The sequence below is a fragment of the Paenibacillus filicis genome, assembly GCF_038070315.1.
GTDB classification, from domain to species: Bacteria; Bacillota; Bacilli; order Paenibacillales; family NBRC-103111; genus Paenibacillus_G; species Paenibacillus_G filicis.
The window spans coordinates 30,006-45,539 of the sequence record NZ_JBBPCC010000013.1 but is presented as its reverse complement, the minus strand read 5'-3'; the positions used below and the strand labels follow the sequence as shown (position 1 = coordinate 45,539).

15 protein-coding genes, 1 riboswitch and 1 other annotated feature are annotated in these 15,534 nt (G+C 48.3%); of the genes, 13 read left to right on the top strand and 2 right to left on the bottom strand.

Translation table 11 applies throughout. From position 1 onward, the window contains the following. Positions 1-243: 243 nt before the first annotated feature. The 3 genes from WMW72_RS19565 to WMW72_RS19555 all read left to right on the top strand — a co-directional run bounded on the left by WMW72_RS19565 (position 244) and on the right by WMW72_RS19555 (position 2,765). Positions 244-981: a hypothetical protein gene (locus WMW72_RS19565; protein WP_341417233.1), complete on the top strand. Its 738-nt coding sequence runs from the start codon at positions 244-246 to the stop codon at positions 979-981. A gap of 24 nt (positions 982-1,005) precedes the next feature. Next, a complete protein-coding gene (locus tag WMW72_RS19560) occupies positions 1,006-2,094 on the top strand; it encodes an ankyrin repeat domain-containing protein (RefSeq protein WP_341417232.1) in 1,089 nt (362 codons plus the stop codon). A gap of 218 nt (positions 2,095-2,312) precedes the next feature. After that, the gene (locus WMW72_RS19555; protein WP_341417231.1) at positions 2,313-2,765 is read left to right on the top strand and encodes an NUDIX domain-containing protein; all 453 of its coding nucleotides are present in this window, start codon (positions 2,313-2,315) and stop codon (positions 2,763-2,765) included. A gap of 172 nt (positions 2,766-2,937) precedes the next feature. Here WMW72_RS19555 and WMW72_RS19550 read toward each other — a convergent pair whose 3' ends face one another. After that, entirely contained in the window at positions 2,938-3,939 is a 1,002-nt protein-coding gene (locus WMW72_RS19550; protein WP_341417230.1) for a tryptophan--tRNA ligase, read from the bottom strand. Positions 3,940-3,983: 44 nt separating this feature from the next. Next, positions 3,984-4,239, bottom strand: a binding site (T-box leader). Positions 4,240-4,604: 365 nt separating this feature from the next. Between WMW72_RS19550 and WMW72_RS19545 the strand changes: the two genes are divergently transcribed. From WMW72_RS19545 to WMW72_RS19525, 5 genes are all read left to right on the top strand, one after another. Beyond that, a complete protein-coding gene (locus tag WMW72_RS19545; protein ID WP_341417229.1) occupies positions 4,605-5,477 on the top strand; it encodes an AraC family transcriptional regulator in 873 nt (290 codons plus the stop codon). Positions 5,478-5,886: 409 nt separating this feature from the next. Next, entirely contained in the window at positions 5,887-6,867 is a 981-nt protein-coding gene (locus tag WMW72_RS19540) for an aldo/keto reductase (protein ID WP_341417228.1), read from the top strand. A 59-nt stretch (positions 6,868-6,926) separates the two neighbouring features. Further along, positions 6,927-7,679, top strand: a complete 753-nt coding sequence (locus WMW72_RS19535; RefSeq protein WP_341417227.1) for an alpha/beta hydrolase — start codon at positions 6,927-6,929, stop codon at positions 7,677-7,679. A gap of 139 nt (positions 7,680-7,818) precedes the next feature. Then, positions 7,819-8,319 (top strand): NUDIX domain-containing protein, encoded by a 501-nt coding sequence (locus WMW72_RS19530; RefSeq protein ID WP_341417226.1) that lies wholly within the window; start codon positions 7,819-7,821, stop codon positions 8,317-8,319. A gap of 256 nt (positions 8,320-8,575) precedes the next feature. Further along, positions 8,576-9,484: an alpha/beta fold hydrolase gene (locus tag WMW72_RS19525; RefSeq protein WP_341417225.1), complete on the top strand. Its 909-nt coding sequence runs from the start codon at positions 8,576-8,578 to the stop codon at positions 9,482-9,484. Positions 9,485-9,770: 286 nt separating this feature from the next. Here the strand turns inward: WMW72_RS19525 and WMW72_RS19520 are convergent, their stop codons facing one another. After that, complete coding sequence (locus WMW72_RS19520) at positions 9,771-10,187, bottom strand: HAD family hydrolase (protein WP_341417224.1); 417 nt, start codon at positions 10,185-10,187, stop codon at positions 9,771-9,773. Positions 10,188-10,475: 288 nt separating this feature from the next. On the opposite strand from WMW72_RS19520, the gene WMW72_RS19515 reads away from it, so the two are divergent. The 5 genes from WMW72_RS19515 (at position 10,476) to WMW72_RS19495 (ending at position 15,423) form a co-directional block, all read left to right on the top strand. Then, entirely contained in the window at positions 10,476-11,141 is a 666-nt protein-coding gene (locus WMW72_RS19515) for a GntR family transcriptional regulator (protein WP_341417223.1), read from the top strand. A gap of 20 nt (positions 11,142-11,161) precedes the next feature. Beyond that, a complete protein-coding gene (gene ilvD / locus WMW72_RS19510; RefSeq protein WP_341417222.1) occupies positions 11,162-12,853 on the top strand; it encodes a dihydroxy-acid dehydratase in 1,692 nt (563 codons plus the stop codon). A gap of 45 nt (positions 12,854-12,898) precedes the next feature. After that, a riboswitch (ZMP/ZTP riboswitch) is annotated at positions 12,899-12,980 on the top strand. Positions 12,981-13,040: 60 nt separating this feature from the next. Next, positions 13,041-13,892, top strand: a complete 852-nt coding sequence (locus WMW72_RS19505; RefSeq protein ID WP_341417398.1) for a bifunctional 5,10-methylenetetrahydrofolate dehydrogenase/5,10-methenyltetrahydrofolate cyclohydrolase — start codon at positions 13,041-13,043, stop codon at positions 13,890-13,892. Positions 13,893-14,062: 170 nt separating this feature from the next. After that, entirely contained in the window at positions 14,063-14,782 is a 720-nt protein-coding gene (locus WMW72_RS19500) for an MBL fold metallo-hydrolase (RefSeq protein ID WP_341417221.1), read from the top strand. 5 nt (positions 14,783-14,787) lie between these two features. Beyond that, positions 14,788-15,423 (top strand): TetR/AcrR family transcriptional regulator, encoded by a 636-nt coding sequence (locus WMW72_RS19495; RefSeq protein ID WP_341417220.1) that lies wholly within the window; start codon positions 14,788-14,790, stop codon positions 15,421-15,423. Positions 15,424-15,534 lie beyond the last annotated feature (111 nt).

The following is a 15,534-nucleotide window of genomic DNA, read 5'->3' as shown; positions in this document are numbered from 1 at the left end:
ATTACAAATTGGAAAAGGAGTGTTGACCGATGATCACCGTTTATGAGGAACAGCGGAAAGGAGCTGTAACGGACACCATCGAGCATGCTCAGGCATCGTATGAAACATTGCACAACTAGTAAGCTAAACTGGGAAATTATTGATAAGTAAATCAATAAAAACAGACGAAGTTTATGCTGAGACCTGCCTCATGTATGTCCATATTAACATTTATCAGTGAATTGAAAGACAGGGGGAGTATTCATGTACATCGTATCTCGGCAAAATCCGCTGTCTGAGATCCAAAACCAAGTGCTTGGGAAGGAAGACGCCGCTATTTATCCACAAGGCTACCTCCGGTTTTTACGGCGATTCGGCGAAGGGACTTACAGAGGATGGATGAATGTCCAATTGCCTGATCCGGAGGTACTAAAACCTTTTGCCGATTATGGGTTGTGGGAGTACGACGAAGACAGTCCCATTCGTGAAGAGCAGATCGGCGAGTGTATCGCTATAGGCACGACGGTGGACGGTGACTTTCTGGCGGTACATCCCCAGACGGCTGGGCTGCTCTGGCTTCCTCGGCATGCGGAGCACATCAAGGCCATTTCGCTGCAGGCACGGGAGCAGGAAGACGAAGGGCTGTACGCCTTGGTGCTGGACGACATATACGGTCAGGTGTATGGAAGCAGCCAGGAGGAAGCCGTCTATTATGAACCGTGGACGGGCAATCGGAGCCATCTCTTTTTGCGTTTTCCTCCAGGGCAGGACCAGCTTTCGCTGCCGGAATTGGCCGGAGTGTGCCAAGCGGATTTTCCGCCGGATATGTCCATTGAGACGCCCCATGTCTGCTTCCTGTTCTACCGGCAACTGGGTGGCTATGTACGATTGAATTATGCCTATCAACAAGAGGTAGCGATCTTCTATGAACAGGATGCCCAACAGGCGTTTGCTGTTATGAAGCAATGGCTCTTGTCGAAAGGGTGCGAAACGACTTCATAAGACTTTGAAGCAGGAGTGGTGCGGATGATCGTCCTGAAAGATATCGGGAGATTCAAGGAATTGCCGGAATGCGGGATGCATATTTACGAAGGAAATATTTCGGCTTTACACGCTGCAATCGAATCAGGCTGGGATATTGAGGAAGGTATCGTTCTTAGCAAATATATCACAGTTAGTCCGTTGGATCTGGCACTTATATCGCAGCAAATGGACGTTGTCAAGCTGCTGGTAGAGCACGGCGTCAACCTGAATGTCCGACATAATCCAGCTTTTTTGCGAGCTGTCCGCTATTGCAAGGAGGACATCGTTCGCTACATTGCAGCGCAAGGAGCCGAGATGGATAAGCTCAATCAAACAGGGTCGGGTGCATATTCACAGGCATACTACGGCAACAAAAACAATATTCCGCTTATTCATGCGCTGGGATTAGATATCAAGCCGCATGGTGGTGCCGTATTGCGTCAAGCCGTATCGGATCATGACTATAAGACACTCACGTATTTGCTCGATCAAGGGGTAGACATCAATTATAATCAGCCGGATATGGTCTATCCTTATCGAGCAACTCCGTTAACCGTGGCTGCACGTATCGGTGCTATGGGCATGGTCAAATTTTTGATTGAACACGGAGCGGACGTTACTTTGGCGGAAAAAGATGGCGAGCGGCCGTATACGATTGCGGTCAGCAATAAGCATACGGTCTTAGCTGACTATTTGAGATCGCTGGAACCGGTTGACTTTCATAATTTGGCAAACAAAAAGGTTGAGCTTAAACGGTATAAATTAACTGATGAACTGGTCAGCTTTCTTACAGAAGACAACTTGCGCCTTGAGCTGGAGCAAAATGAATATGAAATCGGGTATATCGACTTTTTCACATTGACCGATACGATTGAGATGAAAGTGGGTAGGCAGAAGCTGCTGCGTCTTTCAGCCGATATCCACAATTACTCTGGCCTGCAGCTGGTTTGGAATCCGAAGAAAAAAGGTCTGATAGGCTGTTATGACATGGAGCACCAAGTCTATGCTGACTTATGCTGCTTTACAGAGTTCCTCGCGCAGCCTGAATTGCACCTCATAAAGTTTCTTGAGGGAGAGTTGTCCAATGCCTAATGAAAAGCAAATGAAGATGTTAATTGAGGCAACAGATTGTATTTCTTTATTATGCGGGATCGGCCCTATCGAACGAACATCGTGCAGGCTGGATCGGCGGGAATGCACCCGTCTTCTTTGATGATCAAGAGTATCTCATCCACGAAAGTAACCCAAAATATGTTTTTTACTTGAGCCTCGTCCATCCCTTTAGACCTGAGAGCAGGAGGTACAGCTAAGTGGTTATCAGAAATTCAGCAAAAGCAATAATCATTCATGAGAATAAGCTATTGGTTACGAAACTTGAAGATAGTGAAGGTATATTTTATTTATTGCCAGGCGGAGGGCAACATGCAGGTGAAAATCTTCATCAGACATTAAGAAGAGAATGTATGGAAGAGGTAGGATTAGAAGTAGAAGTTGGGGAACTCGCGTACATTCGTGAATGTTTTAGAGATGAAGGCATTCATCGTGTAGAGTTTATGTTCTCCTGTAAAATTGATGCTCGTACACATTCTGAAATCATAGATTCAATGGGGACTTCGCTTGATGATGACCAAATAGGTATTGAATGGATTCCATTAGAAGAACTGAAAAGCCAACCTTTATTTCCAGTGACCCTAAGGGAATTAATCGTTCAACATGAGGGAAATGAAAAACAACGTCCAATTTATTTAGGCGAGATTGAATAAAGGAGCAACTGTGGAATACCATTACATATTTAATCGATTGCCTGACCAGTTCAAATTGAAATATAAATACCGATTATTTCCATCATGTTTAGGAAGCTTAGTTTGCTAAACAAAATGACCGGGAAGGCTTTAGTTTACCCGGTCATTTTTCTTCAATATAATCCGAAGGCTTTTATTTGTAACGCCCAATTTTATGTTTGACCTCCTCAAGTAATGGCGCAGCCATGGTTCTTGCCTTCTTAGCTCCTTCATAAAGGATCATGTCAATTTTGTCTGGTGATGACATGAAGTGATTATATTTTTTGCGTGGTTCTTCCAAAAATGCATTTACGACCTGAAACAGTTCCTGCTTGGCTTCTCCCCAACTAATACCATTCAGAAATTTATTCCTTAGATCTTGGACTTGTCCGGGCGTCGCAAATTCTTTATATAGTAAGAAGATAGTAGACGTATCAGGGTCTTTAGGTTCATGAGGAGGAGTAGAGTCTGTTTTGATTTTATTTATCAGCTTCTTAAGGTCATCAGCTGTTTCGAAAAGCGGTATCGTATTGCTATAACTTTTACTCATTTTTCTGCCATCGAGACCAGGAATTACTGCCGTATTATCATCTACGATATAATTAGGTAACTTGAAGGTTTCTCCATAATTCCTGTTGAATCCTTCAGCAATATCTCTTGCAATCTCAACATGCTGTACTTGGTCCTTACCAACGGGCACTTTGTCGGATTGAAACAGCAAAATGTCCGCTGCCATCAAAATTGGGTATGTGAATAAGCCCATATTAACACCAGTATCCATATCCACGCCCAATTGTTCATTTTTATCAAGAACTGCTTTATATGCATGGGCACGATTCATTAATCCCTTGGAAGTCAGACATGAAAGTATCCAGCTCAGCTCGAATATCTCTGGAACATCCGATTGTCTATAGAAAACTACTTTGTCCGGGTCAAGTCCTAATGCCAGCCACGTTGCCGCAATACCGTAAGACAGATCGTTAAACTCATCCCTGTTCTGAATGAATGTTAATCCGTGGTAGTCGGCAATAAAGTAGAGCGCGGTACAATTACTACCTTTTGCGAATTGAAGTGCGGGTTTTATTGCCGCGATGTAATTTCCTACATGGACTTTACCCGTAGGCTTAATTCCCGTTAATACAATTTCATGATTCATGCAATCCCTCCTCAAGATAAATAAAAAAGGGGTGCTCTCATCCTTGAAAGGACGAGAAGACCCCGTGATACCACCTTAATTAGCCCGAATATGAATCGGACTCACTTTGACGTATCGAAACATGCAAAATGTTTGAATACGCGTCTCTTGTAACGACGAGACTTTCGCCAAAGCCTACTCAACGAGTTTTCGGTTTGGATGCTCAGAAGCCCACTTCGGCATAATCCCTACACTGATTCGCACCAATCATCAGCTCTCTGGAGTATTCGTTATGCTTACTCTCTTCATCATTGCAAATTTGTATAAAATTGTATTACTACATTTTTACAATACAATCGAGGGGATGTCAATACTTACTGCAAAGAGGAATCTGCCAGAACTTCCACACGAAAGGTAAGACGGTTTGCAATTCCCATCTGATTAATCAAGAGTTTATCGAGGGGCAATTGCTCCAATTTATTAAGACGATTCTCGCAGAGGAGCAGCTAGGCCAAAAGGGTTGCTACGCGGCACCCCTTTGTTCCGATATTGTCAGGGTACGTCAGTGAAGAAGAATCTAAGTAACTCACATGAACGAGAGTTCAAAGTCCTGCAAAACGGTGCATGAGATGTCGGATGGGTACCGCCGATACTTGCTATCCTGGTAGTGAAAGGAGGTCATTCGAATGGATTGGCTTACAAATCTGAACGGGGCCTTACATTATATTGAAGAGAATCTTACTGAAGATATAGACCTGAGGGAAGCAGCGAGGTTGGCTTGTTGTTCCCCCTATCATTTTTCTAGAATGTTCTCATTCCTTGCAGGCGTCACGCTATCAGAATACATCCGCCGAAGACGCCTAACACTTGCGGCATTTGAGCTTCAAGCTGGCGATTTAAGAATTATAGATGTGGCAGTGAAATATGGATATCGTTCAGCAGACGCCTTTTCTAGAGCTTTCCAAAGCTTACACGGTATTTCGCCCTCTTCAGTAAAATCGCATGGCCCATCATTAAAAGCCTATCCTCGTTTGTCCTTTCAATTAACCATTCAGGGAGGCAGTGCCATGAATTATCGGATCGTAGAGAAAGATTCATTCCGTATCGTGGGCATCATGAGAAGGGTACCTATCCAATTTAATGGCGTAAATGCGGAAATCGCAGCCATGTGGAAAAGCTTAACTAGCGACGACATTGAGCAGCTCAAACAGCTCTCGAATGTTGAACCTCTGGGACTGATTCAAGCGTCGATGAATTTTTCCGAGGGGAGAATGGAGGAAAAGGGGGGACTTGACCATTATGTTGGTGTGGCTACAACCAAGGAGTGCCCCGAACATTTGACGGAATTAGATGTCCGTGCAGCAACATGGGCTGTATTCGAAGCCATCGGACCCTTTCCCGAAACCTTGCAAAATGTCTGGGGCCGCATCTATTCCGAATGGTTTCCTTCCGCTAGTTTTGAATTAGCCATGGGTCCGGAGATTCTATGGAATGAGAGTAAGGATGTTTCTTCACCAACCTTCAGAAGCGAGATTTGGATACCGGTTTTGAAAAAATAATGAATGATGACTGCTACTGCCGGCCATCCCATACAGGGTGGCCTTTTGGTCTAAATTTGCTGTTACAGACGCGGGGAACCGTACCCATAGTTTCTGTGAATAGATTGACAATCACCCAATATTTGGATACGATCAAATTGCCATCAGGATTTATTTGATATGGCCTTTTAATCAACTAATGAGATGAAGGCTACTTCTAAGACTAAGAGAATTGATTGTATATATTGGCTCATTTAGAAACTGGGACGGGGATGAAACATTCAGCAGTTCGAACAATCAATGGTTTATGGACTGGATTGCAGAAAGTAAATTAAGGATAGAAAAAGAAATTCCTATTGTTAATATCTGGGTGTAACGAAATAAAACATGAGGTGAAGTTTACTCATTACGCATAAAAAGGAGGAAGTCCATGAAATTCCGAGCGATTGGATCTTTGCAGGTTTCATCTCTAGGACTGGGTTGTATGGGGATGTCCGAATATTATGGGAATCAAAATGAAGAGGAAGCCATTGCGACCCTTCATCATGCGGTAGCACTTGGCGTGAATTTCTTTGATACGGCAGATCAATATGGAGTAGGGAAAAATGAAGAACTAATCGGACGAGCATTAAAAAGCTCACGACAGGATATTCATATTGCTACCAAGTTTGGTTTCGTTAGAAGTGATGCCGGAGAAGTAATAGGAATTAACGGAAGTCCCGAGTACGTGAAGAAGGCTTGTGAGGCAAGCTTAAAGAGGTTAAACACGGACTACATTGATCTTTATTATCTGCATCGTGTAGATCCTAGAGTTCCTATTGAAGAGACGGTTGGAGCGATGAAGGAGTTAGTAGCAGAGGGGAAGGTTCGATATATTGGACTTTCAGAGGCTTCTCCTCAAACGATTGAACGAGCACATAACGTACATCCTATAGCAGCTTTACAGACAGAATACTCCATCTGGAGTAGAGATATAGAAGAAGAGATTTTACCACTCTGCCGGGATTTGGGTATTTCAATTGTCCCTTATAGTCCTCTTGGACGCGGGTTTCTATCTGGAAAAATCAAATCCGTGGATACGCTTGTGGAAAATGATTACAGAAGAAAAACTCCACGTTTGCAAGGGGATAATTTGCAGCAGAACTTGTCCTTGGTTCAACGTTTGGAAGATATCGCACACAACATGAATATCAGCGCTTCACAGCTTGCATTAGCCTGGTTGCTAGCTAACGGAGAAGACCTAATTCCAATACCTGGAACGAAGAAGATACCCTATCTGGAGGAAAATATAGCGGCAATAGACATTGAGCTGCCTAGAGATGTGAAGGAGTTTATCGATAGAACTGCTCCAGTAGGCGCAGCAGCAGGTGATCGTTATCCTGAGCATTCGATGAAGTTATTAGACAAGTGAAAGAGTGAATGAAGGTGGAGGTAGGGGACGGAACTATCTTCCTCATCCTGTAGAATTCTATGGTAAATATGCTCAAGGAGATTACCATGCATAATTACATAAAATGTACAATTTCGAATATTCCATCTCTCATTGTAAATCCACCTGAAATACCGAAAGCATCCGTGCTTTTATATCACGGTTGGGCTTCAAAAAATGAAAACTATTTGTTCTTTGCATCGCTAATATCCAGCTGGGGATTTAAGGTTATCATACCCGAATTGCCTTATCACGGAGTACGTGGAAGCCTGAATTATTTCGATACAAAGGTATTACAAGAAAACTTTTGGAATGTTGTCCTTCAGGGTGTAAAGGAAGTGGAGGAAATTGTGTCAGCTCTGACTGAATCTGATGGTAACATCAGTATTATCGGTCATTCGACTGGTGGATTTATAGCAGGAGGGGCTTTTTCAAATATTTCCTGTTTGCAATCAGCAATAGTTATAAATGGTTCATGTGCTTGGATCAAATTTGAGGACATGTATCGTGAAAAAGATGGTCGACCTCCATTGACGGATACTGAGAGGCTCTTCTTAAAAGAGCATGACCCTTTGTCCAAGGTGAGCTTCGGAAATAGAAAAGCACTATTATTACTGCACGGTAAAGAAGATCGTATCATTCCTATAGATAGCCAAAGGTACTTTATGAATGAAAAGTCAAAAGTTCCGGAGGAGCATCTAAAATTAGTTGAATATTCAGGGGTAAACCATCAGATTACTCTTGGGATGCTTGAGAGCTCAAAGGAGTGGTTGGGCAAGTTCAAACTCCACTAACGAAGAACGATACTTGAACGGCTGCTGCTTAGCAGCCGTTATTACGTTAACGGTCAGGATGGCTCGGGTGAAATTCCTATTTTATTTGGAATAAGATAACTTACTCGGGACCAAGACTAATTTTATGGGGGATTATTTTGTGGAAGTCAGACAAATGGCAACAGCGTTCTTGATACATCAAGAGCATGTATTAATGATGAAGAAGGCTAACAGTAAGCTTTTTAATTTCGAGTTTTGGGGTGGCATCGGTGGGCATCTTGAGTATGAGGAACTAAATTTCCCGATGAAAGCAAGCTACAGGGAGATTGAAGAGGAAACAGGATTTAAGCAGAACGAAATAGAAAACTTTACACTTAAATACATTCTGATTGAAGATAGCAATGGTGAAATCAGGCAACAATACGTTTATTTTGGCGAGACAACACATAGAAACTTTATTCCCTCAGATGAGGGAGAATTATTTTGGATTCATAAGAGTGAACTATTAAATCTAAAGATTTCAAAAGCTATCAGGTTTACAATTCAGCATTTCTTAGAAAATCCTGTTCAGAATAATATTTGTGTAGGAACAGTTACGGTTAACGAGGAACAAGTTCCACACATACAATGGTCTACGGTTAAACCAACCTCAGCCTTCTGAAAGTTGATAGCTTTCTGAGATTAAGTTAACGAAGAACGATACTTGAATGGCTGCTGCGGAGCATCCGCTAGTACGTTAACGGCAGTTATGCAACAAAACACAGCATGTACAACATAAAGCAAAAGCTAGCCCTCAACAGCGCGGCTCCTCTTAGGCCGTGTCTTTTGCATGTATTCCCTCTATAACGAACGATAAAATACATATTATCTGGGGAATATTAACTCCGATACCGAATTAATTAGAGGAGAACATGATCATGAATATCCTGAAAGTCAACGGCGTTGATTTGGCCTATGATAGTTTCGGTAACAACAATGATGAGGCTATTATCCTAATCGCCGGGCTTGGAACCCAGATGATCCGATGGACGGTTCCATTTTGTCAGATATTAGCAGAGCGGGGCTTTCGCGTGATCCGCTTTGACAATCGCGACGCAGGTTGCTCGACCCACTTTAGCCATTATCCGGCGATGGATTTTGAGGCATTGGCGACTGTTCTCATGTCGGGACAGCGTCCGGACATCCCTTACACGCTCGATGACATGGCCAAAGACGCCATCGGACTGCTCGACGCCCTTTCAATTGACCGGGCACATTTCGTTGGCAGGTCGATGGGTGGAATGATCGCGCAGATTGCAGCCAGTGAGTACCCGGAACGGGTTTTATCACTCACTTCCATTATGTCCAGTTCCGGTAATCCAGCCCTTCCGCAATCTCCCCCGGATGTCATGGCGATGATGACTAAACCGGCGCCGAATCCATTTGAGGATGAAGCAGGATTTTTGGCGCACAGCCTCTCTTTTGCCAAACGCATCGCCGGCACCGGCTATCCGTTTGAAGAGGATGCTTATCGGGCGCTCATTCTGGAGGAAGTCCAGCGAGCCTACGATCCAGGCAGTGTCGGACGACAAATTGCTGCGATTGCTGTCTCCGGTGACCGTCGTCCGCGGCTGGCGACCATCCAAGTACCAGCACTTGTCATTCATGGGAGGGACGATCCCATGTTCGTCCCGGCGTGTGGCGAAGACACGGCGTCTGCCATCCCGGGCGCCGAGCTCATGTTGGTTGACGGCATGGGGCATGATCTTCCGCACCAACTATACAAATTAACCGTTGATGGCATAGAGCGAACGGCTCGTCGCAATGGACCCGCGCTTCCTGAATAGCAACCAGCCGGGGTCCCGTGCTCCCCAATGGGGCTGAGTAGGCCTAGGGGCGTAGGCGGATCAATTTGCACGCTTGGTGCATACGACCCGGGTGGAAGCGGCGGTGCTCTTGGAACGGTTGTTAAAGAAGCCCATTTAATCAATTAACGAGGCTTCCTAACAGAGACTCCATTTGAACGTATATGTGGCAACGATAGAATAAGTGCCGGTTTCATGATAACATCGTGAGCCGGCGCTTTTTCCGAGGGGATTTTTCAAAGAGACGATTGTCAGATGAGATCACCGATTACTTTCTAAGCGTAGGAATAAGACGGTGATGCTTGATTAACAAGTTTAATCCGTCAATGATGTCTGTAACAACTATGTTACTAGACATTAGAGTACCTGTTGCACATCCTTCTTTCCCTATGACTGCAATTGAAAGATCCGCTTCACGAAACATAAGTTCATCATTCACGCCGTTGCCGATAACAGCAACACCTTGTTCAAGCTGGCTAACAAACCTACGCTTTTCCTCTCGTTGATTATCTTTACCTATGACATGCAGTTCAAGGGGTAATCCTTCGCATTCTCTAGCAGCACTGCCATTCGTATCAGCAGTTAATACATGAATGTTAAGTAATGTGTGTAGCTCTATAAGTTTTTCCCTTACATTCGGTAGAATCAGCCCGTCTAAAGCAATTGTTCCATTAAAATCTAGCACGAGATGATGGAGTATAAGGCTTCTTGTCCAGGAATAAGTACTTGCATGGTGTTGCTCCTCTCATTATAATTCGTAAACCTTATCACATAATCATAAAGGATACTATGACTTTTTCCCGTTATTTTTAAGAGAGTATTACGAACATGAAATTATGTTTCCTGTCATACAGGAGTTGAGCTGGCAGAAGAGTTAATCCGATCATTGTAACCTAATTTTATTAAAAAAATTGCATTTTGTATTCGTATGCGATATATTGCATATAACAACAATGTGAAAAGGATGTTTCCCATGCCCATTCCTCCTAATTTCTCCACTCCGATCCGGATGTCCGCCAAAGAGCGGGCACTCTCGCAAATCCAGCGTTGGATCATCGAGGGTACGCTTCAGCCGGGTGAGAAGCTGATCGACGCCGAACTGGCCGAATCGCTGGCCGTCAGCCGGACCCCGATCCGGGAAGCTTTTCAGCTGCTCGAGGTGCAGGGGCTCGTCTCGATGCATCCCGGCAAGGAAACCCGGGTTACACTGATCGAGAAGGATGATATTTTGAAGCTGTACCCGACGCTTGGGGTGCTCCATGCACTAGCAGCTGAATACGCAGCGAAGCTGATTACGGCGCAGCAGATCGAACTGCTGAGGGAGCTGAATGCCCGGTTTCGCCAGGCGATCGAAACGGGTCAGCCGTATCAGGCGATGGAGGTGGATGAGCAGTTCCACAACCTGATCGTGGAGGTGTCGGACAATGCGTATATCGCTTCCTTCAGCGCATCGCTGCAGATTCATATCCGCCGGTTCAAGTATGTCTTCCTCCAGCAGCGTCTCACGGCTACGCTGGCTTCGGCAGCGGAGCATGACGAGGTGATTCGCGCGTTGGAGCAGGGGGACGGCGAGGCGGCTTCGGCTGCCATGAAGCAGAATCTGATCCGCCCGATGCATGAACTGTATGCCTTAATCTAATAACGGAAGGGTGAATGAGCATGACGGAGTCCAAGGATTTGAGAATTCGCAGCAAGGTGATCAGCGAAGGGGTCAATCGTGTGCCAAACCGGGCGATGCTGAGGGCAGTCGGCTTTCAGGATGAGGATTTCAAGAAGCCGATGATTGGCGTAGCCAGCACTTGGAGCGAAGTGACACCATGTAATATGCATATCAATGAGCTGGCCCTTCAGGCCAAAAAAGGGGCTCAGCAGCATGGCGGAGCACCGCTGATTTTTAATACCATCACCGTATCGGACGGCATCTCGATGGGGCATGAAGGGATGTCGTTCTCCTTGCCTAGCCGGGAAGCCATTGCTGATTCCATCGAAATCGTGACCAATGCCGAGCGGTTCGATGGCCTCGTCGCCGTAGGCGGGTGCGATAAAAATACACCGGCCTGCCTGATGGCCATCGGCCGGATGAATTTGCCTTCCGTGTACGTGTATGGCGGCACGATCCAGCCAGGCAAGCTTGACGGGAAGGATGTGGATATCGTCAGCGCCTTCGAGGCGGTAGGTCAATACCATGAGGGCAAGATCACGGACGCTGAGCTGTATAAGGTGGAATGCAGCGCTTGTCCGGGCCCGGGAGCTTGCGGAGGCATGTACACAGCCAATACGATGGCCTCAGCTGCCGAAGCGCTCGGCATGAGCCTGCCCGGCTCTTCTTCAACACCTGCTATCTCGCCTGATAAGGCGGCGGAATGTGCCGAAGCGGGGAAGAAAGTGATCGATCTGCTGAAGCAGGAAATTTATCCGCGCGATATTATGACGAAGAAGGCTTTCGAAAATGCGATTACCGTCGTCATGGCGCTCGGCGGCTCTACGAATGCATTCCTGCATCTGATTGCGATCGCCCACTCGGTTGGGGTGGATCTGACCTATGACGATTTCGAGCGTATCCGCGTCAAGGTACCTCATCTGGCCGATCTGAAGCCAAGCGGGAAGTATGTAATGCAGGACCTCAATGATATCGGAGGTGTACCTGGTGTGATGAAGCTGCTGCTGGAGCAAGGCCTGCTTCATGGCGACTGCCTGACGGTCACCGGGAAGACCTTGGCCGAGAATTTGGCGGAGGCGGCACCCTTACAGCCAGAGCAGCAGATTATCCGTCCGTTCGACCAGCCTTTGAAGCCGAATGGCCCGCTCGTCGTTCTGAAAGGCAACCTGGCCCCGGACGGCGCGATTGCGAAGATGTCCGGGATGAAGAAGCTGCGCTTCACCGGTCCGGCCCGCGTCTATGACAGCGAAGCCGAGGCGACCGAGGCGATCATGCGCGATGAGATCCAGCGGGGCGATGTTCTTGTCATCCGCTATTGTGGTCCAAAGGGCGGTCCGGGCATGCCGGAGATGCTGTCTGTGACTGCTCTGATCGTCGGCAAAGGACTGGGTGGCGAGGTGGCTCTGATCACGGACGGCAGATTCTCGGGAGGCTCGCATGGCTTCGTGGTTGGTCATGTGGCGCCTGAGGCACAGGTTGGCGGGCCGATTGCTCTTCTCCGGGAAGGAGACAGCGTGACGATCGACAGCGAAACCCAAGAAATCTCCTTCGCTGTTACGGCGGGGGAGCTGGAGCTCCGTTCGCAAGCCTGGACCCCGCCTGCGCTCAAGGCGTCCTCAGGGGTACTTGCCAAGTACGCCCGGCTGGTCTCGTCCGCGTCCCGCGGCGCGGTGACGGATTTATGGGAATAAGGCTTGAAAACCGTCACCGGGTACACGTATAATGAGAGATAAATAACGGGTATGTGTGACTGGCGTAAACGTGGAGTACCACGAGGAAGCACATACGGATTTTCAGCCGTACGCCTGGGCAGAGGTAAGGGGATATTCCCCTTGCCTCTTTATGCTTCTCAGCAGAACAGAAAGGGCTGAGCAAATGATGACAGAAACATGGCTTCTTGACGGAAATCGAGTGGCGGCGGCCATCAAGGAGGATTTGGCCCACCGTATCCAGGGGCTGGCGGCTAGAGGAATCGTTCCGTGCCTGGCCACGATTCTGGTTGGGGACGATCCTTCCTCCGCGACCTATGTGCGGATGAAGGGCAACATGTGCAGACGCCTCGGCATGCAGTCGGTACGCGTCGATCTGCCGGCAGAGACTACGACTGAGGAGCTGATCGCGGCGATTCATAAGCTGAATGGCGACAGCCAAGTGCACGGCATCCTGCTGCAGCATCCCGTGCCTTCTCATATCGATGAGCGGGCTGCGTTCGAGGCCATCCGGATCGATAAGGATGTGGACGGCGTCACGACGCTGGGCTTCGCCCAAAATGCATTCGGCTTCGCCGATTATCCGTCGTGCACGCCCGCGGCGATCATGGCGATACTGGATGATTACAACATTCCGATCGAAGGCAAGCATGCCGTCGTCATCGGCAGAAGCCCGATTCTGGGCAAGCCTGTGTCGGCGATGCTGCTGAACCGTCATGCCACAGTCACGACTTGCCATTCCCGAACGGCCCGTCTGGACGAGATCGTGCGGCTTGGCGATATCGTGGTCGCAGCTGTGGGCAAGCCTCGCTTTGTCCAGGGAGACTGGATCAAGCCGGGCGCCGTCGTAATCGATGCAGGATATAATGAAGGCAATATCGGGGACGTGGACTATGAATCGTGCTTCCCGCATGCCGCCGCCATTACGCCAGTACCGGCGGGCGTAGGTCCGGTCACGATCGCGATCTTGCTGAAGCATACCGTGGAGGCTGCCGAAAGGCAGGCTAGATCCATCCGATAGAACGATGTAATTCTTATCGCGGTGCAGTGCGGAACTGGAGTGGAGTTCCGCACTGCAGGTTTGGCGTCTAGCCTCAGCAAACGACCATGAATAAATAAAAAGCTTGTTAAAACTAATGGTATTAGTTATATTAATACTAACTATATTAGTTTTGAGGAGTGATCTTTCTTATGCGTACAGTCCAAATAGAAAGCTTGATTCAATTGACGGTTTTCCCAGCCTGGTTTCCGGTGAATGTATATCTGATCGACGAAGGAGAAGAGCTGACCTTGATTGATGCCGGTATCTCTGTAAGCGGCAAGGGAATTCTAGAGACATCCGCATCGCTCGGCAAGCCGATTACCCGTATTGTGCTTACTCACCCGCATAGCGATCATATCGGAGCGCTCGATATGCTGAAGCGGGAGCTGCCGGATGCGAAGGTATATTTGTCCCGCCGGGACGCCAAGCTTCTGAACGGCGATCTCGCGATGGAGCCCGGAGAGCCGGATACGCCAGTCCGCGGTAGCTTGCCCAAGAACGTCCGGACGCGGCCGGATGTGCTGCTCCAGGACGGCGACCGGGTAGGTTCCCTGCTCGCGCTAGCGGCACCAGGCCATACACCGGGGTCGATGGCCTTCTATGACCAGCGCAGCGGCCATCTGATCGCAGGCGATGCGATGCAGGTCCGCGGAGGTATTGCGGTAAGCGGGCAATGGGTGCCTTGGTTCCCGTTCCCGGCCTGGGCGACCTGGCACAAGCACTCTGCGCTGGAGAGTGTGCGCAGGCTGAGAGCGCTCAACCCGACGCTGCTAGCTGTTGGACACGGCGATTTGATCCGGCAGCCGGGGGAAGTGATGGACCGGGCGATTCGGGAAGCGGAAGCCAATCTGAACGGGAAGGGAGCGTGACGGTTATGTCCCCGAGAATCGGACTTGATTTGAGGGCGATCCTCCAGGCCGCGACAGAGCTGGCCGACCAGCAGGGCTACAAGGAAGTTAGCCTCGCGTCACTCGCCCAGAAGCTGAAGGTACGCTCCCCCTCTCTGTACAATCATGTCAACGGCCTGACGGGCCTGCGACGTGCGCTTGCGCTGCATGGCCTATCCCAGTTAACCTCGGATCTGACGAGCTCCGCTGTCGGACGCTCGGGCGATGAAGCGATCCGGGCGATGAGCCTTGCCTATGTCGCGTATGCCCGCCGCCATCCGGGTCTCTATGAAGCTACCCTGCAGGCGCCCGCCGAAGGCGATGCCGAACACAAGCAAGCGAGCCAGGTTACGCTCGGGCTGATCAGCCGGGTGCTGGATGCGTATCAACTGTCAGATGAGATGAAGCTGCATGCGATCCGCAGCTTCCGCAGTCTGCTGCACGGCTTCGCTTCGCTGGAGCAGCAGGGAGCCTTCAAGCTTCCGCTGGATCTGGATGTCACGCTGCAGGTACTGATCGATACGTATCTGGCGGGAATCGTCAGGCTGCAGAGTATGCCGGCGAATACGGAAGGAACGCAGGGCGAAGTCCTGAAGCATGCACAGCAGCCGGAGGAAGACTGAGACGTCCAGATTCAGGCTCAATCGCGCCGCAGGTTGGAAACCTAAGGGATGATCCCTTATAATAGGGGCATATACCCCTATCCAAGAAGTGAGGTTGAGGTCTTATCGCAT